General features: G+C 73.7%; 19 protein-coding genes and 1 tRNA gene. 11 read left to right on the forward strand and 9 right to left on the reverse strand.

The window, feature by feature from the left end; translation table 11 throughout:
- Window positions 1-184: 184 nt before the first annotated feature.
- Window positions 185-268 (reverse strand) — tRNA-Leu (locus VF746_12930).
- Between the two features lie 53 nt (window positions 269-321).
- Entirely contained in the window at window positions 322-1,077 is a 756-nt protein-coding gene (locus VF746_12935) for a hypothetical protein (GenBank protein ID HEX8693323.1), read from the reverse strand.
- Between the two features lie 189 nt (window positions 1,078-1,266).
- On the opposite strand from VF746_12935, the gene VF746_12940 reads away from it, so the two are divergent.
- The 5 genes from VF746_12940 to VF746_12960 all read left to right on the forward strand — a co-directional run bounded on the left by VF746_12940 (window position 1,267) and on the right by VF746_12960 (window position 6,844).
- The gene (locus VF746_12940) at window positions 1,267-1,923 is read left to right on the forward strand and encodes a TetR/AcrR family transcriptional regulator (protein ID HEX8693324.1); all 657 of its coding nucleotides are present in this window, start codon (window positions 1,267-1,269) and stop codon (window positions 1,921-1,923) included.
- 52 nt (window positions 1,924-1,975) lie between these two features.
- Complete coding sequence (locus VF746_12945; GenBank protein HEX8693325.1) at window positions 1,976-2,812, forward strand: enoyl-CoA hydratase/isomerase family protein; 837 nt, start codon at window positions 1,976-1,978, stop codon at window positions 2,810-2,812.
- Window positions 2,813-3,256: 444 nt separating this feature from the next.
- Entirely contained in the window at window positions 3,257-4,735 is a 1,479-nt protein-coding gene (locus VF746_12950; protein ID HEX8693326.1) for an aldehyde dehydrogenase family protein, read from the forward strand.
- Between the two features lie 94 nt (window positions 4,736-4,829).
- Window positions 4,830-6,035 (forward strand): acetyl-CoA C-acyltransferase, encoded by a 1,206-nt coding sequence (locus tag VF746_12955; GenBank protein ID HEX8693327.1) that lies wholly within the window; start codon window positions 4,830-4,832, stop codon window positions 6,033-6,035.
- On the forward strand, window positions 6,032-6,844 hold the full coding sequence (locus VF746_12960) for an enoyl-CoA hydratase-related protein (GenBank protein HEX8693328.1): 813 nt from the start codon (window positions 6,032-6,034) through the stop codon (window positions 6,842-6,844). The genes VF746_12955 and VF746_12960 overlap by 4 nt, the downstream gene beginning before the upstream one ends.
- Before the next feature lie 240 nt (window positions 6,845-7,084).
- Here VF746_12960 and VF746_12965 read toward each other — a convergent pair whose 3' ends face one another.
- Entirely contained in the window at window positions 7,085-7,249 is a 165-nt protein-coding gene (locus tag VF746_12965) for a hypothetical protein (protein HEX8693329.1), read from the reverse strand.
- Between the two features lie 80 nt (window positions 7,250-7,329).
- On the reverse strand, window positions 7,330-7,494 hold the full coding sequence (locus VF746_12970; protein ID HEX8693330.1) for a hypothetical protein: 165 nt from the start codon (window positions 7,492-7,494) through the stop codon (window positions 7,330-7,332).
- Between the two features lie 369 nt (window positions 7,495-7,863).
- On the opposite strand from VF746_12970, the gene VF746_12975 reads away from it, so the two are divergent.
- Window positions 7,864-8,052 (forward strand): hypothetical protein, encoded by a 189-nt coding sequence (locus tag VF746_12975; protein HEX8693331.1) that lies wholly within the window; start codon window positions 7,864-7,866, stop codon window positions 8,050-8,052.
- Window positions 8,053-8,081: 29 nt separating this feature from the next.
- On the forward strand, window positions 8,082-8,246 hold the full coding sequence (locus tag VF746_12980; GenBank protein HEX8693332.1) for a hypothetical protein: 165 nt from the start codon (window positions 8,082-8,084) through the stop codon (window positions 8,244-8,246).
- A gap of 136 nt (window positions 8,247-8,382) precedes the next feature.
- On the opposite strand, the gene VF746_12985 is transcribed toward VF746_12980, so the two are convergent.
- Together VF746_12985 and VF746_12990 are read right to left on the reverse strand one after the other, a co-directional pair.
- Entirely contained in the window at window positions 8,383-8,571 is a 189-nt protein-coding gene (locus tag VF746_12985) for a hypothetical protein (GenBank protein ID HEX8693333.1), read from the reverse strand.
- A gap of 130 nt (window positions 8,572-8,701) precedes the next feature.
- Entirely contained in the window at window positions 8,702-9,316 is a 615-nt protein-coding gene (locus VF746_12990; GenBank protein ID HEX8693334.1) for a hypothetical protein, read from the reverse strand.
- Window positions 9,317-9,464: 148 nt separating this feature from the next.
- On the opposite strand from VF746_12990, the gene VF746_12995 reads away from it, so the two are divergent.
- From VF746_12995 to VF746_13010, 4 genes are all read left to right on the forward strand, one after another.
- Window positions 9,465-10,658 carry a P1 family peptidase gene (locus VF746_12995; GenBank protein ID HEX8693335.1) on the forward strand — a complete coding sequence of 398 codons (1,194 nt, stop codon included), beginning with the start codon at window positions 9,465-9,467 and terminating at the stop codon, window positions 10,656-10,658.
- 504 nt (window positions 10,659-11,162) lie between these two features.
- Window positions 11,163-13,652, forward strand: coding sequence for a carboxypeptidase regulatory-like domain-containing protein (locus tag VF746_13000; GenBank protein HEX8693336.1), 2,490 nt, complete (start codon window positions 11,163-11,165; stop codon window positions 13,650-13,652).
- A 210-nt stretch (window positions 13,653-13,862) separates the two neighbouring features.
- Window positions 13,863-14,498 carry a DUF4337 domain-containing protein gene (locus VF746_13005; protein HEX8693337.1) on the forward strand — a complete coding sequence of 212 codons (636 nt, stop codon included), beginning with the start codon at window positions 13,863-13,865 and terminating at the stop codon, window positions 14,496-14,498.
- Between the two features lie 313 nt (window positions 14,499-14,811).
- Window positions 14,812-15,495: a hypothetical protein gene (locus VF746_13010; GenBank protein ID HEX8693338.1), complete on the forward strand. Its 684-nt coding sequence runs from the start codon at window positions 14,812-14,814 to the stop codon at window positions 15,493-15,495.
- A gap of 199 nt (window positions 15,496-15,694) precedes the next feature.
- Here the strand turns inward: VF746_13010 and VF746_13015 are convergent, their stop codons facing one another.
- From VF746_13015 to VF746_13025, 3 genes are all read right to left on the reverse strand, one after another.
- Entirely contained in the window at window positions 15,695-17,446 is a 1,752-nt protein-coding gene (locus VF746_13015; protein HEX8693339.1) for an ABC transporter substrate-binding protein, read from the reverse strand.
- A 163-nt stretch (window positions 17,447-17,609) separates the two neighbouring features.
- Complete coding sequence (locus VF746_13020; GenBank protein ID HEX8693340.1) at window positions 17,610-20,552, reverse strand: BTAD domain-containing putative transcriptional regulator; 2,943 nt, start codon at window positions 20,550-20,552, stop codon at window positions 17,610-17,612.
- 245 nt (window positions 20,553-20,797) lie between these two features.
- Complete coding sequence (locus VF746_13025; protein HEX8693341.1) at window positions 20,798-21,373, reverse strand: hypothetical protein; 576 nt, start codon at window positions 21,371-21,373, stop codon at window positions 20,798-20,800.
- Window positions 21,374-21,537: the final 164 nt, after the last annotated feature.

The raw sequence follows: 21,537 nt of genomic DNA on the forward strand, positions 1-21,537 counted from the left end.
GTCGGCTCGACGGGTTCGCTACCCCGCTTCTTTCAGCGCTCCCCTCGCGGTCGGCGCCTTGCGGCTCGCTTCGGTCCCTACGACCAAGTTCCGGGAGGACTTTCACCTCCTGACCACTGTCCATGCTGGGCACACACGACGCGGCCCGCCCCGGAAGAACCGGGGCGGGCCGCGCGTCGTTGCATGCCCGGAGTCGGACTCGAACCGACAAACCCTCGCGGGCGGCAGATTTTGAGTCTGCTGCGTTTACCGATTTCGCCATCCGGGCGGGCCGCGAAAAATAAGGCAGGAGCGGCGCGGAATCAACCGCTTTCCCCGCTTCTACTCCCGGACGCCGCCGGCCTCCTCGATCTCGATGAGCTGCAGCGCGTACCAGGCGCGCTTCATGGCCCGCGTCTGGTCGCCCGTGGCCATGGCCTCGCGCGCCGTGCGCAGCAGGAGCCGCGCGCGCCGGAGGTTCTGCGACGGGTCCGGCGTGTCGTCGATGCGCGCCTCGGCCTGCGTCACCAGCCGGAGCGCCACCGCCAGCGGGGCGTAGCCGCGCGCCGCCTCGGCCGCCCCGGTGATCTCCAGCACCGCCTGGTTGGTGTCGCCGCGCACCAGCGAGGCGCGCGCCGCGTTGCGCAGCTCGCGGACCCGCGCCGTGGCGCTGTCGAGCCCGGGGAAGCTCCCGCTCGCCAGCCGCTCCTCGGAGCGCTCCGTCCACGCGTCGAGCGCCGCGATCGCCGAGAGGAGCTTCACCGGCGGGGGGGCGGCGGCGATCGACTCCGCCGCCAGCCGCGCCGCCTGCGCCTCCAGCTCCGCCGCGCGCTCCAGCTCGCCCGCGCGCCGGGCGCGGCCCGACTCGTCGTGCAGCCGCTTCACCTCGCGCTGGGCCGGCGAGCCCGGCGCCACGAACGGCGTCCAGGTGCGCAGGTCCGGCAGCCCGGCCGGCGGCGCCACCGCCACCCACACGGCCCCGCCCGCCTCGTGCACGTACGAGGTGGGCCCCGTGGGCGAGTCGGCGCACGCGGCCAGGACGAGCGCGGCGCAGCCGAAGACGAGAGAGCGCGCCGGGACGCGGCGGGGCACGGTCATCGGGCCTGGGTTGGGGATCGGGTTCGAACGCTTGCGCGGGAGGCAGGCAATTGCAAGCTACTCGCGCACTTGGGGCGCGTCAAGCGCAAACCCCGGGCCAGCCTTGACACCCTTCCGAAGCGCGGGATAGGTTGACGGGCGACAGGGCCAGGGGCCGCGCCGGCCCGCCCGTCTCCTGAGCGCGTTCGGGTGAGCGTGGAGCGCAGCGCCTACGACGAGAAGCTGGAGAGCATCCTCCGCGCCGCGGCGGCCATCTTCGCGGAGAAGGGCTACCACCAGGCGTCGATCCGCGACATCGCGCGGGCCACGGGGGTGAGCCTGTCGGGGCTGTACTACTACTTCGACAGCAAGGAAGAGCTGCTCTTCCTGATCCAGGACCACGCCTTCGGCACCGTGCTGGCCAGCCTGGAGCGCCAGCTGGAGGGGGTGGAGGAGCCGCACCGGAGGCTACGCGTGCTGATGGAGAACCACCTGCGCTACTTCATGGGCGCGCGCGCGGAGATGAAGGTGCTCTCGCACGAGTCGGAGTCGCTCACCGGCGAGTACCGCCGGCAGGTGAACGCCAAGAAGCGGCGCCTCTCCGACATCGCCGCCGACATCCTGGGCGAGCTGCGCCCGGCGGGCGACGTGGACGCGCGGGTGGCCACCTTCTCGCTCTTCGGGATGATGAACTGGCTGTACAACTGGCACCGCCCCGAGAGCGACCCGCCGGTGGAGAAGCTGGTGGACGACATGTACCGCATCTTCCTGCACGGCTACCTCCCCGACGGCGTCACCGTCCCCGACGACGCCGGCGAGGCCGCCGCGGGCGAAACGCAGCCGATCTGGCGATCCGCCCGGGTCTAGGGGCCCGGGCGCCGCGACCTTTTCCACTTTCCCCGAGAATCCGGAGCGACTGATGGCTACCGCGACCGCTGAAGTGCCGGCCACCGAGACCGCCGCGAAGACCCTGGTGCACTACGAGGTGCGGGACGGCGTGGCGATCTTCACGCTCGACGACCCGCCGGCCAACACCTACACGCACGAGATGATGCGCCAGCTGGACGAGGCGATCCTCCGGGCGCGCTTCGACACGGCGGTCGACGTGATCGTGATCGTGGGGGCGGGCGAGAAGTTCTTCTGCGCGGGCGCCAACATCAACATGCTGCAGCAGGCCGACCCCACCTGGAAGTACTACTTCTGCCTGCACGCCAACGAGACGCTGCTGCGCCTGGAGCACACGCCCAAGCTGGTGATCGCGGCCATGAACGGCCACACGGTGGGCGGCGGGCTGGAGATCGCCATGGCGGCCGACCTGCGCGTCGCGCGCCGGGGCGCCGGCAAGGTGGGGCTCCCCGAGGTGGCGCTGGGCGTGCTCCCCGGCACCGGCGGCACGCAGCGGCTGACGCGGCTGGTGGGCGTCTCCCGGGCGATCGAGCTGATGGCCGAGGGGGGCAACTTCGACTTCGACCAGGCGGCGCAGCTGGGGATCGTGAACCGGGTGCTGGACGCCGAGAGCCGCGACGCCTTCCTGGAGCAGGTGCTGGAGTACGCCCGCAAGTTCACGCGCCCCGGCAAGGCCACCTTCGCGGTGGGCAACATCAAGCGCAGCTGCCAGACGGGCGGCGCGCTGCCGCTGGAGCAGGGGCTGGCGCTGGAGCGCGAGCTGCAGGCGCTGCTCTTCAACTCCAGCGACGCCAAGGAGGGCCTCACGGCCTACGTCGAGAAGCGCCAGCCGCACTTCTCCGGCAAGTAAGCCGGGTCGGCCGATCGGGAGGGAGCCGGGCGCGCGTTCGTCCGGCGCCCTCCTTTTTTGTCGGCGGGGGATGGGAGATGGTGTCGTCTCGACCCGTAGGGGCGAGGCATGCCTCGACCGGCGGATGCCGGCCCGTGCGCGGCAGGCGGCCTCTTGCGCGGATGCCGCCTGTGCTCGGACTCGCAGGCTCGCCCCTACGAAACACACCGCGAGAGGCGGCCCCCTCGACAGGGTGAGTAGATTCCTCGGGAGCGCCCGATCGTCCGTGCACGGGGAAGTTCCGCGCGGGCGCTCCCTCGGAATGACAGCTACGGGTGAAGCACGGAGCCCCGTCGAGTACCCTCTCCCGAAGTTGGGAGAGGGTGGCGACGCGGTAGCGGCGCCGGGTGAGGGCCCCGCGCGGAAGTCCGCCGGCGAGCAGCGAACCTTCTGATTCCTGGAACGATGGCAGACACGACGACGGCGGCGGGGGCCGAGGTCCAGCCCGGCAGGCTCTTCATCGGCGGCGAGTGGCAGGACGCGGCGTCGGGGAAGACGTTCGAGACCTGGAACCCGTCCACGGGCGAGGTGCTCGCCGAGGTGGCCGAGGGCGGCGCGGACGACGTGGACCGCGCCGTGAAGGCCGCGCGCGAGGCGTTCGAGCGCGGGCCGTGGGCGGGGATGGACGCCCGCAAGCGGGGGAAGCTCCTCTGGGCCATCGCCGACCGGCTGGAGGAGCGCGCCGACGAGCTGGCGCGGCTGGAGACGCTCGACAACGGCAAGCCGCTGCGCGAGGCGCGCGCCTTCGACATCGAGGGCAGCATCGAGTGCTTCCGCTACTACGCCGGCTGGGCCGACAAGCTCGACGGCGACGTGATCCCGATCCCGGGTCCGTACCTGAACTACACGCGGCGCGAGCCGGTGGGCGTCTGCGGACAGATCATCCCGTGGAACTACCCGCTGCAGATGGCCGCGTGGAAGGTGGCGCCGGCGCTGGCGTGCGGGAACACCGTGGTCCTCAAGCCCGCCGAGCAGACGCCGCTCACCGCGCTGGAGCTGGCGCGCGCCGCGCACGAGGCGGGGCTGCCGCCGGGGGTGCTGAACGTGGTCCCCGGCTTCGGCGAGACGGCGGGCGCCGCGCTGGTGCGCCACCCCGACGTGGACAAGATCGCCTTCACGGGGTCGACCGAGGTCGGCAAGGTCATCCAGCGCGAGGCGGCGGCCACCCTCAAGCGCGTCTCCCTGGAGCTGGGCGGCAAGAGCCCCAACATCGTGCTGGCCGACGCCGACCTGGAGGCGGCGGTGCGCGGGGCCACCTCGGCCATCTTCTACAACACCGGCCAGGCCTGCACCGCGGGCTCGCGGCTCCTGGTGGAAGAGAAGGTGCGCGAGGAGTTCATGGAGAAGCTGGTCAAGCGCGCCGGGGGGATGCGCCCCGGCGACCCGCTGGACCCCAAGTGCCGGATGGGCCCGCTGGTCTCGCGCGAGCAGCTGGACCGGGTGATGGGCTTCGTGGAGAAGGGGAAGGAGGAGGGCGCCGAGCTGGTGCTGGGCGGCGACCGCCCCGAGATCGACGGGAAGAAGGGCTACTTCCTGAACCCCACCATCTTCGACCGCGTGACGCCGGAGATGACCATCGCGCGCGAGGAGATCTTCGGCCCCGTGCTGGCGGTGACCCCCTTCGCCGACGCGGAGGAGGCGGTCGAGATCGGCAACCGCACCATCTACGGCCTGGCCGCCGCGGTGTGGACGCAGGACGTGAAGAAGGCGCACAGGATCGCGCACGCGCTGCGCGCCGGCACGGTGTGGGTGAACATGTACCACACGCTCGACACCGGCTCGCCGTTCGGCGGCTACAAGCAGTCCGGCTACGGCCGCGAGCTGGGCAGGTACGCGCTCGACCTGTACACGCAGGTGAAGAGCATCTGGGTGAACCTGGGGTAACGGCAGTGCCCAGGGCCCAGTCCCCAGTGCCCAGGAACTGCGGGGTTGTTCCTGGGCACTGGGCACTGGGCACTAGGCACTAGGCACTGATTCAATGACCGACGCGCTGATCATCGACGCCGTCCGCACGCCGATCGGGCGCTTCGCGGGGGCGCTCTCCTCCGTCCGGCCGGACGACCTGGCGGCCACCGTGGTCAAGGCGATCGTCGAGCGCACGGGGATCGACCCGGCGCTGGTGGACGACATGATCTTCGGCTGCGCCAACCAGGCGGGCGAGGACAACCGCAACGTCGCCCGCATGGCCGGGCTCCTGGCCGGCCTCCCCGTCACCGTGGCGGGGCAGACGGTGAACCGCCTCTGCGGCTCGGGGCTCCAGGCGGTCCGCAGCGCCGCGCACGCCGTCAAAGCCGGCGAGGGCGAGGTGTTCATCGCCGGCGGCGTGGAGAGCATGTCGCGGGCGCCCTGGGTGATGCTCAAGCCGACCGAGGGCTTCCCCCGCGGCGTCCCCGAGACGGCCGACTCGCTGCTGGGGTGGCGCTTCGTGAACCCGAAGATGCCGAAGGAGTGGACCGTCAGCCTGGGCGAGACGGCCGAGATCGTCGCCGCCGAGTACGGCGTCACCCGCGAGGAGCAGGACGCCTTCGCGCTCGCCAGCCAGCGGCGCTCGTGCGCGGCCATCGCCGAGGGGCACTTCCGCGGCGAGATCGCCCCCGTCGAGGTCCCGCAGCGCAAGGGCCCGCCCCTGGTGGTCGACACCGACGAGCATCCGCGGCCGGACACGAGCGCCGAGGGGCTCGCGGCGCTCAAGCCCGCCTTCCGCAGGGAGGGCGGCACGGTGACGGCCGGCAACTCGTCGGGGCTCAACGACGGCGCGGCAGCGCTGCTGGTGACGTCCACCGGGGCGGCGGAGCGGCTGGGGCTCGCCCCCCTGGCGCGCGTGGTGGCGAGCGACGTGGCGGGCGTGGAGCCGCACCGCATGGGGATCGGCCCCGTCCCGGCCACTCGGAAGGCGCTCGCCCGCGCGGGGCTGTCCATCGACGACATCGGCCTGGTGGAGCTGAACGAGGCCTTCGCGGCGCAGTCCGTGGCCTGCATCAAGGCGCTGGGGGTCGACCCGGCGCGGGTGAACGTCTCCGGCGGCGCGGTGGCGATGGGGCACCCGCTGGGCTCGTCGGGCGCGCGCATCCTCACCACGCTCGTCCACGAGATGCGCCGCCAGAGCGTGCGCTACGGGCTGGCGACCATGTGCATCGGCGTGGGCCAGGGGATCTCGATGATCGTGGAGCGGGTGGAGGGATGACGGAGCGCGCGGAGGCGGCGGAGAGCGGCCTGGTCCTGCTGCGCGTGGAGGACGGCGTCGCCTGGATCACCCTCAACCGCCCCGACCGGCTGAACGCCTTCGCCGGGGCGATGCGCGACGACCTGTACGAGGCCATCGACCGCGCGGACGCCGAGCCCGCGGCGCGCGTGCTGGTGATCACCGGCGCCGGCCGCGGCTTCTGCACCGGCGCCGACGTGGAGGTGATGAGCGACCTGCTCGCCCGCGGCGACGACGCGGCGTTCGAGCGGCTGGTGGAGGCGGGGATGCGGGTGATCCGGCGCCTGGCGCGCGTCGGGAAGCCCGTGGTCGCCGCGGTGAACGGCCCCGCGGCGGGCGCCGGCGCGTCGCTCGCCCTCGCCTGCGACGTGCGGATCGCGTCGGAGCGCGCGTCGATCGGGATCACCTTCAACCGCATCGGCCTGCACCCCGACTGGGGGGCGACGTACTTCCTCCCGCGCCTGGTGGGCCGCGGCCGCGCCGCCGAGCTGGTGCTGACGGGGCGGATGGTGGAGGCGGAGGAGGCGCTGCGCATCGGCCTCTTTGAGCGCGTGGTCCCGGCGGACGCGTTCGACGAGGAGGTGAGGAAGCTGGCCCTGGAGCTCGCCGCCAGGCCGCCCCTGGCGCTCGCCGCCGCGAAACGCTCTCTCGCCCGCTCCCTCGACGAGCCGCTGGACGCCATGCTCGCCGCCGAGCGCGACGCCCAGATGCACTGCTTCCGCTCCGCCGACGCGCGCGAGGGGATCGCCGCCTTCAACGAGAAGCGCCGGCCGGTGTTCCGGGGGGAGTAGGGTGCGGGAATCGATCCCGGTTCCGAAGCACCGGTAGGTGTTCGCTGTCATTCTGAGGCCCGGTCACACGGAACCCGCGGCCGCCCCATCGACGGCAGGGCCGAAGAATCTTCTCCCCTTGCTGCGTGGGCCGGGCGCGGCAGCGACACGGAAGACCGCTCGCTTCATCACCCCGGCGCAAAGCAGCAGCCCCCGAGGGTGATCCCCGGGGGCTGCTGCTTCGAGGTGCGGGGAATCACGTCACACGCAGGGGCGTCGGTCCGACGGCCCGGTGGTGGGGCAGACGGAGTCGTCGCTCCAGGCCCAGTCGTAGCCCCGCACCGTTCCCTTCTCCCGGGCGGGCGCGGCGGTCTCGAAGGAGACGACCGCCAGCTCCTCCGGGTCCAGCGTCAGCCTCTTCGTCATCGTTCCGGTCTCCGGCATTCGTGTGGGCAGCGGGCCCCGAGGATTTCCCGGGCTGCTGCGTCGAGGTGCGGGGAATCACGTCACACGCAGGGGCGCCGGTCAGACGGCGCGGTGGTGGGGCAGATGGACTCGTCGCTCCAAGCCCAGTCGTGGCCCCGCACCGTTCCCTTTTCCCGGGCCGGCGCGGCGGTCTCGAAGGAGACGACCGCCAGCTCATCCAGGTCCAGCGTCAGCTTCTTCGTCATCGTTCCAGTCTCCGACGTTCGGGTGGGCGGACCCGGCGCCGGCGGCGTTCGCCCGGTGCGCCGGGCCCGGGAGCAAGGTGGCCCCGTTCCGCCCGCCGGACGACGAGGATGGGACGAAATGCGACCCGCGCGGCACGAGCGGCTCCTGCCGGCGAGGAAGACGTACCCACCCCGGCCGAGTGCAGGCCTGCGTCCACCAGCTGCGCCAATCCCGGTGTATAGATCACAAAAAGACCGTCGTGCGTACAGGATTGCCGCCGCAGGTGCTGCCATGGTGGATCAGGCGCAAATCTCTTCTTTCCTATTCCGTCTTAATTATCTTGCCAGGCATATCGTCAGCGTACCCCCACCCAGCACGCGGAGGACGGCATGAAGAAGCGCAGCCTCAGCATCGACCGGCTGGAGATCGACAGCTTCGAGACCGGCATCCACCCCCTGAGCGCGGCGATGGTGATGACCGGGACGGAGTGCTCCTCGGGCTACATGTGCACCACCGTGCTGACCACCTGCTGCCCCGAGAACTGCAACACCGACACGCAGGACCTCGGCAAGCGCTGACCCTCACCCCGACCGATCGGAGGCCCGCGATGAAGAACAGGATCGAGGTAGACCAGCTCACGGTGGAGACGTTCGAGACCGGCGCGGCGCCCATGGAAGAGCTTCGCTCCGGCTCGTCGGGACACGGCTGCACCGTGTTCACCACCTGCTCGCCGGGCTGCTGCGACACCACCCAGCCGGACACCGGCGACTGAGCGACGCACGCCGCCGCCAGGCCGGACGCCCAGCGCCGGGGGGCCGCGGACGCGCCCGGCGGCGCGTTTCACGAGGAAGCCCCGCCACGATCGCTCGTGGCGGGGCTCCCTGTCTCCAGGCCGGCTGGCGCCGCGCTCAGACGCAGCAGTAGCGGGTCCGGATCTGCTCGTACCCGTCCTTGGGCTCGCGGGAGTCGATGCCGCACGTGTACCCCCCGCTGCATTGCTCCTCGTGCGCGTGCGCCGTCCCCCTCCCGTCGGCGCCGGCGTCGGGCTCGAAGCTCGCCACCTCCAGGTCGTCCAGTTCCAGCCGCAGCTTTTTCATCGCTCCCTCCTCGCGTGAGGTTTCGCGCCGCCCCTGGGGATGCGGGGGCCAGCGGGAGGGGTGCGGCAAGACACGTTCCCGCTGCGCTCGCTACGCGCCTTCGCGGGAAGACCCTCTCGAGGGCGGCTCCTCAGCCCCGGCCGGACGAATTGGACGAGGTGGTGCGCGGGCGCAGGCTGTCGGGGCGCATCTGGACGGGCCCGCACCAGGGCCAGCCGCGGTAGCCGGCGGGCATCAGGCTGTCGGGCTCCATCCCCCCCGGGGGCATGCGGCGCATCCCGCCCGGGGGGCCGCGCCGCCCCGCCTGCAGGGTCCGCTCGTCCACGTTCTCCCGCGCGATGTCGCAGACGATCCGCCGCTGGTCGGGCGTGAGCGCGGACTCCACGGCGCGCACGGCCGCCTGGTTGTTCTGGCCGATCCGGCGCAGCACGGGGAGGAACGCCGCCCGTTGCGCCGAGTCGCGGGGCGCGCGCACCGGCCCACCCGGGCGCGAGCCGGTGATCTCGCGCAGCGAGTCGGTGAGGCGGCGGTTGGTGGTGCGCAGCTCCTCGGCGATCGAGTCGAGCGCGGTCACCTGCGGCGAGGTCAGGCTCAGCCGCTGGCGCTCGCCGATCAGGCCGTAGATCGAAGGCGCCTGCGTGCCGCGGTAGGCGGCCATCAGCTCGGGGTCGCGCGGCGTGGGGTCGGCCGTGCCGCAGGCGGCGAGCACGAGCGCCGCGGCGGCGAGACGGAGACGGGTCTTCATCGGGCAGACGGGTTGGGGTCCAGCCAGTTCAACGGGTCGGGCGACGCGGATGTGACACCCGGGCGGCCGGTTCTGTTGCGCTCCGCCGCCGCCCGGTCGATCTTCCCCCGCGAGCCCGCAACCTCCGTACTCCCGAGCCGCCACCGCCGTGCCCGCTCTCCCCCGTGTCCTCGCCGCCCTCCTGGTGCTGACGATGCTCCCCGCGACCGACGGCTCCGCCCAGGCGCGCCCCCGCGCGCGCGAGGCGGGCGTGGTGGCCGGCATCCTCCCGCCCGGCCCGCTGAACGCCATCACCGACGTGGCCGGCGTGCGCGTGGGCCAGGTGACGGTCGTCGAGGGCGACTCCGTCCACACCGGGGTGACGGCGGTCCTCCCGCACGGGGGCGACCTCTTCCGCGAGCGCGTCCCCGCCGCCATCCACGTGGGCAACGGCTTCGGCAAGCTGCTGGGCGTCACGCAGGTGCGCGAGCTGGGCGAGCTGGAGACCCCGATCCTGCTCACCTGCACCCTCTGTGTCTGGAAGGCGGCCGACGCGATGGTGGCGTGGCTGCTGGCCCGGCCGGGGATGGAGGACGTGCGCTCCATCAACCCCGTGGTGGGCGAGACGAACGACGGCGGCCTGAACGACATCCGCGCCCGCCCGATCCGCCCCGAGCACGTGGTCCGCGCCCTGGAGTCGGCCTCGGCCGGGCCGGTGGAAGAAGGCTCCGTCGGCGCGGGGGCGGGGACGGTGGCCTTCGGGTGGAAGGGGGGGATCGGCACCAGTTCGCGGCGGCTCCCGGCGAGCCTGGGCGGCCACACGGTGGGGGTGCTGGTGCAGAGCAACTACGGCGGGGTGCTGACGATCAACGGCGCGCCGGTGGGGCGCGAGCTGGGCCGCTACGCCTTCCAGCGCGAGCTGGCGCCGCCCGCGGCGGGGCCCGGGGACCGCGGCGACGGCAGCATCATGATGGTGGTGGCCACCGACGCCCCGCTCGACGCGCGCAACCTCGAGCGCCTTGCCGCGCGCGCGCTCACGGGGCTGGCGCGCACGGGGGCCAGCATGACCAACGGCTCGGGCGACTACGTGATCGCCTTCTCCACCGCCGCCGAGGTGCGCCGCCGCGGAGGCGCCACCCCGGCCAGCGTGGCCGACCTGCCGAACGACGCCCTCTCGCCGCTCTTCCAGGCCGTCGCCGAGGCCACGGAGGAGGCGATCTACAACTCGCTCTTCCGCGCCACCACCGTCCGCGGCCGCCGCGCCACCGTCGAGGCCCTCCCGCTGGACCAGACGCTCGAGGTCCTGCGCCGCTACGACGCGCTCCACTGGGACCGCACGCTGCCGCCGGGCCGCAGGCCGTAGGCGACCGTCCGATCGAACCGACGAGGCCGGTTGATGTCGGCCGGTTGAGTCGGCCGGTTGAAACCGGCCGCTACAACGGCGCAAGTCCGCCTGCGCGGACTCCCGCGGCGAGATCGGCGCGCGACGCAGCCTGCCGCGCCGCCGCGAGTTCCGCCGGGCGAGGCAGGCCTCGCCCCTACGGGCAAGGCGCCGCCGTACGCCGTACCCCGTACCTCGCACTTTGTACTTTCGTACTTTCGTACTTTCGCACTCACGCACTCACGCACTTCCGTCCCTCCCCCACACCACTCGCCCCTCGTATCCACACCTCGCCCCGCGCGGGCAGAACTTCCCCCCCGCGGACGTTCAATTGCAACGTGCGCCGGAGGGTGCGACCGGCGGTTGCGGAATGGCGACAAGTCCGCGCCGCACCTTGACATACGGAGCCCGATGCGGCAACGTCCAGTATTCGCAAAACCTGCCGGCCGTCCGAGCGCGCGCTGTCCTTCTGCCGGGGCCTCTCCCATGCGGACCAGACTTCTCCTCCCGATCCTCCTCCTCGGAGCCGCCGCGCGGCTCTCCGCCCAGACCGTGGCGGGCGAAGCCGTCGACCCCGAGAGCGGCGAGCGCATCTCCAGCGCCATGGTGGTGCTCCTGGACGCGGCCGGCAGCGAGGTGGGGAGCACCCTCACCGACGACGCCGGCCGCTTCGTGCTCCGCGCCGGCGGCCCCGGCACCTACACCCTGCGCCTGGAGCGGGTGGGCTACGCCAATGCCACCTCCCCGGCGCTCCGGCTGGAGGCGGGGCAGACGCTGCAGTACCGGCTCTCGGCCGCCGCCCAGCGCATCCAGCTGCAGGGGATCGTGGTGACCGGGAGGAGCCGCTGCGCCCCGCGCGCGCAGGGGGGCGTGCAGGTGACCACCCTGTGGGAGGAGGCCCGCAAGGCGCTCCGGGGCACGCGCGGCACCGAGGAGGCGCGCCCCTACCGCTACCTGGTCAGGCGCTGGACCCGCGCCACCCGCGCGGGCGACGACCTGGTGCTGCAGGACAGCTCGGGGACCCAGAGCGCCTTCCTGGCCAAGCCGTTCGTGAGCGTCCCCGCCTACCGCCTGGAGCTGGGGTGGGTGCAGGCCGAGCGCGGCAACACCGTCTACTTCGCCCCCGACGCCGACATCCTCACCTCGGGCTTCTTCCAGGAGTCGCACTGCTTCCACGTGGCCGAGGCCCCGCGCGGGCACCGCGACTGGGTGGGGCTCGCCTTCGAGCCCGTGCGCGAGCGGCGCGTCCCCGACGTGGAGGGGGTGCTCTGGCTCGACGCCGCCACCGCCGAGCTGCGCCGCCTGGAGTACCGCTACACCGGGCTCAACATCCGCGGCCCCGTGGCGGGCCGCCTGGGCGGCGAGGTGGACTTCCACCGCCTCCCCGATGGCGCCTGGATCGTGCGCAGCTGGCGCATCCGCCTGCCGATGGTCGAGGAGCAGAGCACCGCCGTGGGCGGCTTCCGGCACCTGGCCGTGATCACGGCGCTGCGCGAGGAGGGCGGCGACGTTGCCGAGATCCGCACCGCCGGCGGGCGCCCGGTGCCGCTGGAGGGCCTCGCCCAGCTGGCCGGCGCCGTCTACGACAGCACCCGCGCCCGGCCGCTCGCCGGCGCGCGGGTGTCGCTCTCGGGCACCCAGCTCGCCGCCGTCACCGACTCCGCCGGCGCCTACGTGCTGCGCGACCTGGCCGCGGGCGAGTACGAGGTCGAAGTCACCCACCCGCGGCTCGACTCGCTGGGCCACGCCTTCGACCCCGCGCGGGTGAGCGTGCGCCGCTCGGCCACCGCCCGCCGCGACTTCCACGTGCCCTCCATGGGCACGCTCCTCACCCAGGCGTGCCCGCGCACCCCCGGGACGGCCGCCCTGGCCGGCCGGGTGCGGAGCACCGACGGGGTGGCGCTGCCCGCCGCGCCCGTCACCGTGTCGTGGACGGGCGAGGCCGGCGCCGACAGCGTGCGGCTGCAGGCCGACGCCGGCGGCGTCTTCCGCGCCTGCTCCGTCCCCGTGGGCGTGCCGCTGCAGGTGCGCGCGGCCATGGGCGGCTCCACCGCCACCTCCACGCTGCGCCTGGCCGCCGACCAGCGGGCGCACCAGGACCTCTCCATCGACCTGCCGCGCACCACGCTGGCCCAGGCGGCGGCCGCGGCCGCGCGCAGCGCCCCCGCGGGCGTGGCGGAGCAGGCCATGGCCCGCACCGTCACCGGGCAGGTGATCGACGCGTCCACCAACCGGCCGGTGGGCGCCGCCACGGTACATCTGGGCGGGCAGCGCGTGCTCACCGGCCGCGACGGGCGCTTCCTCTTCGAGGAGGTGCTGCCGGGGCAGTACGCGCTGCAGGTGTCGCACGCCAGCTACCCCGAGCGCAGCACCTTCGTGAACGTCCTGGACGCGCCCGGCACCGACATCGAGGTCAAGGTGGCCCCGGCGGAGAACCGCGGCTCGTCGGCGGCCGAGTCGCGCGTGGCCGCCCAGGCCAACACCGAGGCGGTGGCGAGCGCCGAGACCGGGACCGATGCCGCCCAGCGCGGGGGCGCCGCCGCGCAGGGGCAGGCGGTGGCGCTGCAGCCGATCGTCGCCACCGCGCGCCCGATCCAGCGGCTGGCCGGCACCGGCCGCTCGCGCGGGGCGCGCAGCACCCGCATCACCCGCGAAGAGATCGAGCCGCGCCTGGAGGCCATGCACAGCGTGGGCGACCTGGTGCGCACCATCCCCGGCATCAGCGTGCTCGACGACCCGCGGGCGCTGCGCTTCCTCACGCGCGGAACGGTCGTCTCCGTGTTCGTCGACGGGCTGTACGCCGACGACATCATCGTGCGCAACCTGCAGCCCAAGAGCATCGAGAGCGTGGAGTTCATCCCCAACGGCGACCCGCGCTACGCCATGGGCCCCATCCTCCTGGTGTGGACGCTCACCGGCGAGCGCGGCTCGCGCCGCGAGGTCGTGGAGCGGCCCAACGCCAACACGCAGCCCTGATCCCGGAGCCGGGCCCGGCCCCCCCCCGCGCCCGCCCGCGGCCCTTGCGCGCCGCGGGCGGGCGCCCGATTTTGCCGCCCCGCGCGGCCCGGCACCCCGTCCCGCCCGCTCCGCCCCGCACCCGGCTCGACAGGCACGCGAGTCCGCCCCGGCGTGCCGGATCCTGTTCCATCCACCACCCCCGTAGTCACGAGTTTTCCGCAGATGGCGATGGAAGCGACGGATGCCGCCGAGCTGATCGCAGAGATCAGGGAGGAGCGCGCCGAGCACGAAGCCGACGAGAAGTTCCGCAACCGGGCCGCGCTGCTGATCGCCATCCTGGCGGCGGCGCTGGCGATCGGCAGCCTGGGCGGCGGCAACGCCACCGACGACCTGGTGCACAACAACATCAAGGCGAGCGACACCTGGGCCTTCTACCAGGCCAAGAACGTGCGCCAGACCGCCTACCGCCTGGCCGCCGACGAGCTGGAGGTGCGGCTCGCCGCGCCGGGGCTGGCCCCCGAGGCGCGGCGGGCGCTCGAGGAGAAGCTCGGTCGCTACCGCGAGACCATCGCCCGCTACGACGACGAGCCCGACCCGCGGGCGCCGGGCGACAGCCTGCGCGGCGAGGGGAAGAAGCAGCTCTCGGCGCAGGCGCGGGCCTACGAGCGCGAGCGCGAGCGGGCCGGGGCGCGCGACGGCAACTTCGACTACTCCGAGGTCTTCCTGCAGCTGGCCATCGTGCTGGGCTCCGTGGCCATCCTGGCCACCTCGCGCAGGGTGCTGGCGGTCTCCGTGGCGCTGGGCGCGCTCGGCACGCTGCTGATGCTCAACGGCTTCCTCCTGCTCTTCCCCCTGCCCTTCTGAGCGTCGAAGCGCTTCGAACGGCGAACGGCGACTGCGGATTCGGGCGTGTCCCCCTGAAGGGGGCCGGGCTGCGCGCGCGGTAGGGCACGATACGACTGTGCCCAACCGCGCCGGGCCCGGTCGTGCCAAACCCCCGGCACGCCCGGTCCCGGCCCTCCGGGCGCGCATCCCTCACGCAACTGCAGGGGACAGGGTACAGCCGGCTCCGACCCTGCACTTTCGCACTTCGCACTTCGCACTTTCGCGCCCTCCGCCGCGCGACTAGCTTCCGACCACCCCGACCCACGCTCAACCCTTCGCGGAGATCCACCCGATGCGAACGCTGATCCTCGCCGCCGCCCTGGTGGGCGCCGCCGCGCCGCTCGCCGCGCAGCACCAGCACGGCGGCGGCGCCGGCGGGCACGCCCACGGCGCCGCCCCGCACACCACCCTCCCCGGCGGCTGGCACGCCCGCGCCGACCGCGCCGACGCGAAGCTGGAAGAGGTGACCTTCACCGCCATGGGCGGCGGCTATCACGTGACCTCGGGGCCGGCGGCCATCTACTGGAACCCGGCCAACGCCGCCAGCGGCGAGTACCGCGCCCGCGCCACCTTCACCCAGACGCGCGCCCCCGAGCACCCCGAGGCGTACGGGCTGGTCCTGGCCGGCAAGAACCTCGACGGGGAGGCGCCCCAGGGGCCCGACTACATGTACTTCCTGGTGCGCGGCGACGGGAAGTACATGGTGCGCCACCGCGCCGCCAACGGCGACCTGCACGACATCGTCCCCTGGACCGAGCACGCGGCCATCGCCAGGGCCGACACGCAGGGCAGGGCCACCAACGCCGTCGCCGCCGAGGCGGGCGCCTTCGGCGTGCGCTTCCTGGTGAACGGCACCCGGGTGGCCGAGTTCCTCAAGTCGCAGGTGCCGTATCTCAACACCGACGGCATCGTGGGCCTGCGCGTGAACCACCGGCTCGACGTGCACGTCGCCGACTTCGCCGTCGAGCGGCGGTAGCTCTTATCGTCGAACCGGGTAGAGACTTTTCTCACGCAGAGTCAGCAGAGTCGGCAGAGAACCCCTCTGTTGACTCTGCTGACTCTGCGTGAGGCCTGATGTTTTCCGGATCCGGTACAGGCGGCGGGCGACGAACGGGAGCGGGGCGGCGGACCGAAGTCCGCCGCCCCGCTCGTCGGTCTCGATCCCGCGGCGGAGGCTATCGCTTCGTCGTGTCGCCGCGGGGGGTGTCGGCCGGGCGCGGGGCGGCGGGAGCGGTGGCGCCGCGCCGGGCGGGGTCGATCCACCAGCGGGTGGCGCTGGTGAGCTCGCCGCGGATGTCCATCTCCGCGTCGCGCAGGCGCCGGCTCACGCCCGTCAGGCGCTTGGGGTAGTAGAGCACCGTGTACGGCGACTCCTGCACCATCAGGTGCTGGTACTCCTTCCACAGCGGCATCGCCTGGTCGCGGTCCATCAGCACGGCGAGCGTGTCGATGAGCTGGTCCGCGCGCGGGTTGCAGTACCCCACGTACTGGTACGGCCTCTCCAGGTTGGTGCAGTGCAGGATGTCCTTGTCGTCCTTGCGGAAGTAGTCCACCCACGAGTTCACCGTCGCCTCGAAGTCGCGGGTGCGCTTCCCGCCGGCCCCTTCCGTCCCCTGCAGCTGGCTGATGAGCGTGTTCCACTCCACCAGCCGCGGCGTCACCTGCACTCCCAGCTTGGCGAGCTGCGCCTGCACCACCTCGGTGATGTCCTTGCGCAGGTCGTTGCCCTGGTTGGTCTTGAGCGAGAAGCGCAGCGGCACCCCCTGCGCGTTCTCGAGCGTCCCGTCGCCGTTGCGGTCGGTCCACCCCGCCTCGGTGAGGAGGCGGCGCGCCTGCACCGTGTCGTACGGCAGGATCGTCTGCACGTCGGTGGTGTCGTAGCTCCAGTGCGCCGGCGTCACCGTCGAGCGCCCCACGTCGGCGTAGCCGTACAGGAGCGCGTCCACGATCTGCCGCCGGTCGATCCCCATGGTGAGCGCCCGCCGCACCCGCGCGTCGGAGAACTGCGGCAGGCGCGTGTTCCAGGCGATGTACACCCACTGCCGGTTGGGCGCGGCGATCAGGCGCGTGTTGGGGTTGTTCTGGATCTGCGCGGCCATGTCGGGCCGGGGCCCCAGGTAGATGTCGATGCGCCCCGTGAGCAGCTCGGTGAGCAGCGTGGTCTGCTCGGGGATGTTGCGGTAGACCACCCGGTCCACGTACGGGCGGCCGCCCAGCGCCTCGGGGAACGAGTCGTTGGCCTGGAACACCCACTCCTGGTTGGGAACGGCGCGCACGAAGCGGAACGGCCCGTTCCCCACCGGCGTCTTGGTGCCGAACGGGTGGTTCAGCAGCTGCTCCGGCGGCACCCTGCCCAGGATGTGCTCGGGCATCGCGGGCGTCTGGTACCACATGTCCATGAAGTCGGAGTGCGGCCGCAGGCGGAACTTGATCGTGTAGTCGTCCACCAGCACCGCGCGCTTGTCGTAGAGGTCGAACCCGCTGGCGTTGGGGAACGCCGTCTTGGGCTCGACCGCGCGCTGGAAGGTGAAGAGCACGTCGCGCGCGGTGGTGGGCCGCCCGTCGTGCCACTTCACGTCGCGGCGCAGGTGGAAGGTGAGCTCGATGGTGTCGGGCTTCACCCGCGCGGTGTCCCAGCGCTCGGCCAGCCAGGGCGTGGGGTTCAGCTTCTCGTCGTACTTGATGAGCGGCATGAACAGCAGCTCGCGCTGCACCGAGTTGCTGTTGTTGTCGCTGGAGGTCAGCGCGTTCATCGACTGCAGGTCGCCGTAGGCGCCGATGGTGACGGTGCCGCCGAACTTCTGCTCTTCGGGGACGTTGTCGTCCTCGCCGCCGCGGGCGGCGCCGCCGCGGTCGCCGTTGCAGGCGCCCAGCGCCGCGGCCGACAGGAGGGCGAGGAGCGCGGCGCGCAGGGTGGAACCAGACATGGTCGCTCCGGGAAGATGGTCGGAGTCGTGGGGCGCGGAAAACAGGGAAGATTACGTCTACTCACCCCCCGTACGCTAGGTTCCGAGCACGACCTGTCTCTCGGCGGCGGCTTGGGAGCGGGCGGAGCACGGCTCCGCGCGGGGGACGAAGGACGAGCCGGCGCTATCCCGGCTGCGGCTCGGGCGAGGCCGCGAGGCGCCCGTGGCGGATCTCCTCCGCCAGGGCGGCGGTCTCGGCCTCGGGCTCGGCGTCCAGCTCCTGGCGCAGGAGCGCCCGCAGGCGCTCGTACACGCGCAGGGCGCGGTCGCGCTGCCCCGCGCGCGCCAGGCAGAGCATCAGGCGGCGGTGCGCGTCCTCGCCGAGCTCCTCCCTGCGCACCAGCCGCTCGAAGACGTCCGCCGCCCCGGCGAAGTCGCCGCGCTCCATCAGGAGGCCGCCGAGCGCGGAGAGGCCGTCCACGTACAGCCGGCGCAGGCGGTCGTGGACCTCCAGGTGCCAGTCGCCCACCGCCTCGCCTTCCAGGAAGTCGCCGCGGTAGAGGCCGAGCGCGGCGCGGAGCTTTTGCTCCGCCCCGGCGGCGCCGGAGCGCGCGTCCCGGAGCGCGGCCGCGGCCTCGCGCTCGAAGACGGCGGCATCGAACCACACCTCCAGCCCGGGAGCGATCCGGTAGCGCTCCCCCTCCTGCACGATCCAGTCGGGGCGGCCCAGGCTCCTGCGCAGGCGGTGCAGGAGCACGTGGAAGCTGTTCTTCACCTGCGCGGCGGAGGCGTCCGGCCAGAACGCGAGTCCCACCTGCTCGCGCGTCCTCCCCTGCGGGTGGCCGAGGAGGAAGACCAGGAGCTCCCTCGGCCGCGCGTGGGTCCACGCGTCGGGGGCCAGCGGCTCGCCCTCGGTGGCGATCTCCAGCGGGCCGAGCGCGCGCACGACGAGCGCGGGCGCGGCAGCCGCGGCGTCGCTCCCGGCGTCGGACGACGCCTCCGCGAGCACCGAAGACGCGGGGGGCCGGTCCGCCGGGACGTCCCCCGCCGCGTGCGCGGGCGCGAGGGCGAACTCGACCGCCTGCTCCAGCCGCAGCGCCTGCCCTTCCCTCCACCCGCGCTCCCAGGCGGCCTCGCCCAGCCGCGCGCGGGTGGCGGCCCGGGCGTGCTCGTACGCCTCGCGGTCGACGGGAGTGACGTGGGAGCCGACGGCCGCCAGGCGCGCCTCGGCCGCCCCGAACAGGCGCGCCGCGCGCTCGTCGTCGCCCGTGGCGCTCGCTACCTTCGCCAGGTGCGCCAGCGAGAGCAGGGCCATGAACACGTTGCCGCCCTCGAGCGTGAGCGGCAGCGACTCCCGCACGAGTCCCCCGGCCCGGTGGAAGTCGCCCTGCTCGTAGGCCGTGGCCGCCAGGTTGTTGAGCGCGTTCCCCGCGCCCGCCGGGTCGCCCATCTCGCGCGCCAGCGCCAGCCGCTCGCCGTAGAGCGCCTCCGCCCGCGCGAAGTCGCGCCGCCGCAGCGCGGTGGTCCCCAGGTTGTTCAGCACCATCGCCGCGAACCACCGGTCCCCCGCCTCCCGCAGGAGGGGGAGCGCCTGCTCGTAGAGCGCCTCCGCGCGCGCGAAGTCGCCCTGGTCGGCGGCCGCCAGTCCCAGGCTGTTGAGCACGCGCCCGGTCATGCGCCGGTCGTCCAGCGCGCGGTAGAGGGCCTCGCTCTCCTCCAGCAGCGGCCGCGAGGCGGCATAGTCCCGCTGCCGCGTCGCCAGGTTGCCGGCCCCCAGCAGCGCCTTCGCGCGCGTCTGCTCCCGGAGCCCTCCGGCCGAGAGGGCCTCCGCCAGCCACTGCCGGCCCTCGCCCAGGTGCCCGTGCTGCTGCCAGTAGCGGGCGAGCGCCCCGGCCAGGCGGGCCGCGGCCTCCGCATCCCCCGTCTCCAGCCCCGTGCGCAGCGCCGTGCGGAAGTTGTCGTGCTCCGCCTCCAGGCGGGCGAGCCAGCGGCCCTGCTCGGGTCCCGTGAGCCGCGGCTCGGCCTCTTCCGCCAGCGCCAGGAAGTGCTCCAGGTGCCGGCGCCGCCAGCGCTCCTCCTCGCCCGCCTGGCGCAGCCGCTCCCCCGCGTACTGCCGCACCGTCTCCAGCAGCCGGCAGCGCGCGGCGCCCCCCTGCTCCTGCATGGCCACCAGCGACTTGTCCACCAGCGCGGAGAGCAGGTCCAGCACCTCGAACGGCTCGACCTCCTCGCCGGCGCAGACCGCCTCGGCGGCGTCGATGGTGAAGCCCCCGGCGAACACGGAGAGGCGCTCCAGCAGCTTCTGCTCGCGCCCGGAGAGGAGGCCGTAGCTCCAGTCCATGGTGGCGCGCAGCGTCTGCTGGCGGGGGACGGCGGTGCGGCGCCCGCCGGTCAGCAGGCGGAAGGCGTCGCCGAGGCGCTCCGCGATCTGCTCGGGCGTGAGCACCCGCACGCGCGCGGCCGCCAGCTCGATGGCCAGCGGGAGCCCGTCGAGGCGCTGGCAGATCCGCGCGACGGCGGGCACGTTCGCCGCAGTCAGGCGGAAGTCCGGCGCGCTGTCCCGCGCCCGCTCGACGAAGAGCCGCACCGCGGCGGCGCCCGCCGCGTCCTCCAGCCCCGCCCCCTCGCCGCCGGGGAGCGCGAGCCCGGGCACCAGCCACGCGCGCTCGCCGGCCACGCCCAGCGCCTCGCGGCTGGTGGCCAGCACCTTCACCCCGGGGCAGCCGCGCAGCAGCAGCTCGGCGAGGCGGGCGCAGGCCTCCACCAGGTGCTCGCAGTTGTCGAGCACCACCAGCACGCTCCGCTCGCGCAGCACCTCCAGCAGCACGTCGACGAGCGGACGGCCGCCCTCCTCCCGCACCCCCAGCGCGGCGGCGACCTGCCGCGGGATCAGGTCGGGGCTCTGCACCGGCGCCAGCTCGACCCAGGCGACGCCGTGCGGATACTCCCCGGCCGCCTGCGCCGCCGCCTCCAGCGCCAGGCGCGTCTTCCCGCTTCCGCCGGCGCCGGTGAGCGTCAGCAGGCGCGTCGAGCCGAGCAGCCGCCGCACCTCCGCCACTTCGCTCTCGCGGCCGACGAAGCTGGTGAGCTGGACCGGAAGGCTGTCCGCCGTACGCGTCGCGCTCATGCCCGCGGCTCCGCTGCCGCGCGCGGGCGGACGGAACGGCCCGTCCCCGCGGGGAAAAGACGAGCGACGCCGGCGCGGACGGGCGCGCCGAGCGGGCGGAAGGGTGCGCGCGGGAGGAAAGGCAACGCTGGAACGGCGGTGATCGGGTTGGTCGATGCCGGGAGATGCCGAGAAACAGATGACCTTACCCGACAATCTCACAGGCCCGGCGCCGCCCCGTCAACACGCGGGCGGAAAGCGCCGGATCACCGCCCTTCCACTTCCCCCGCCAGGAAGCGGACCAGCCGGTCGCCCGCCGCCGCGCCGATCCCCGGCGGCGCGCCGTCGGGACCTGCGTGCAGGAGGAGGATGGGGTGCCCGGAGTGGAGCAGGGCGTCGCCGATCCCACCGTCGTCGAGCGCGGGGTCCGCGGCGCCGCTCCGGACGAGCGCCAGCCGGCCCACCCGCGCGGGGTCGGTGAGCGCGAAGTGCAGCGCGGCCACGCCGAAGCTCTCGTCCGCCACCAGGCTCGGCCGCGCCAGCCCCAGCCCGTCGATCACGTCCCGCAGCCAGGCGGAGGTCGCGAGCGGCGGGGCATCGCCGTTCCGCGCGCGCCACGGCTCGGGCGCGATCACGCGGAAGCGCATCGCCAGCTCGCACAGGAGCGAGGCGAGCAGCGGCTGCGCGCCTTCGCCCGCCAGGAGCAGCACGGGTGCGCCGCTCCCCGCGCGTCGGTACCGCGTCTCGACCGCGCCGGTCTGGACCACCGCCTCGATCACCCCGGGCGCGGGGCGCAGGGCGGAGCGGGGTGCGAGGATGGGCGGATCGGCGGTCGGTCTCATCGGGGCTCGCTCTGGCTGCGGGGTCGTCCGGACGCGCGGGAGGTGCGCGCGTTCACCGCACCCAAGGTCGCCCCGCCCCGATTACCGGGCGATTACACGGCTCCCGCTCGTCCCGGTAATCGTCCCGTAACCCCTCCGCGCCAGCTTGTGATGCGACCGGGGCG

The sequence above is a fragment of the Longimicrobium sp. genome (assembly GCA_036389795.1).
In the GTDB taxonomy this organism is placed as follows: domain Bacteria; phylum Gemmatimonadota; class Gemmatimonadetes; order Longimicrobiales; family Longimicrobiaceae; genus Longimicrobium.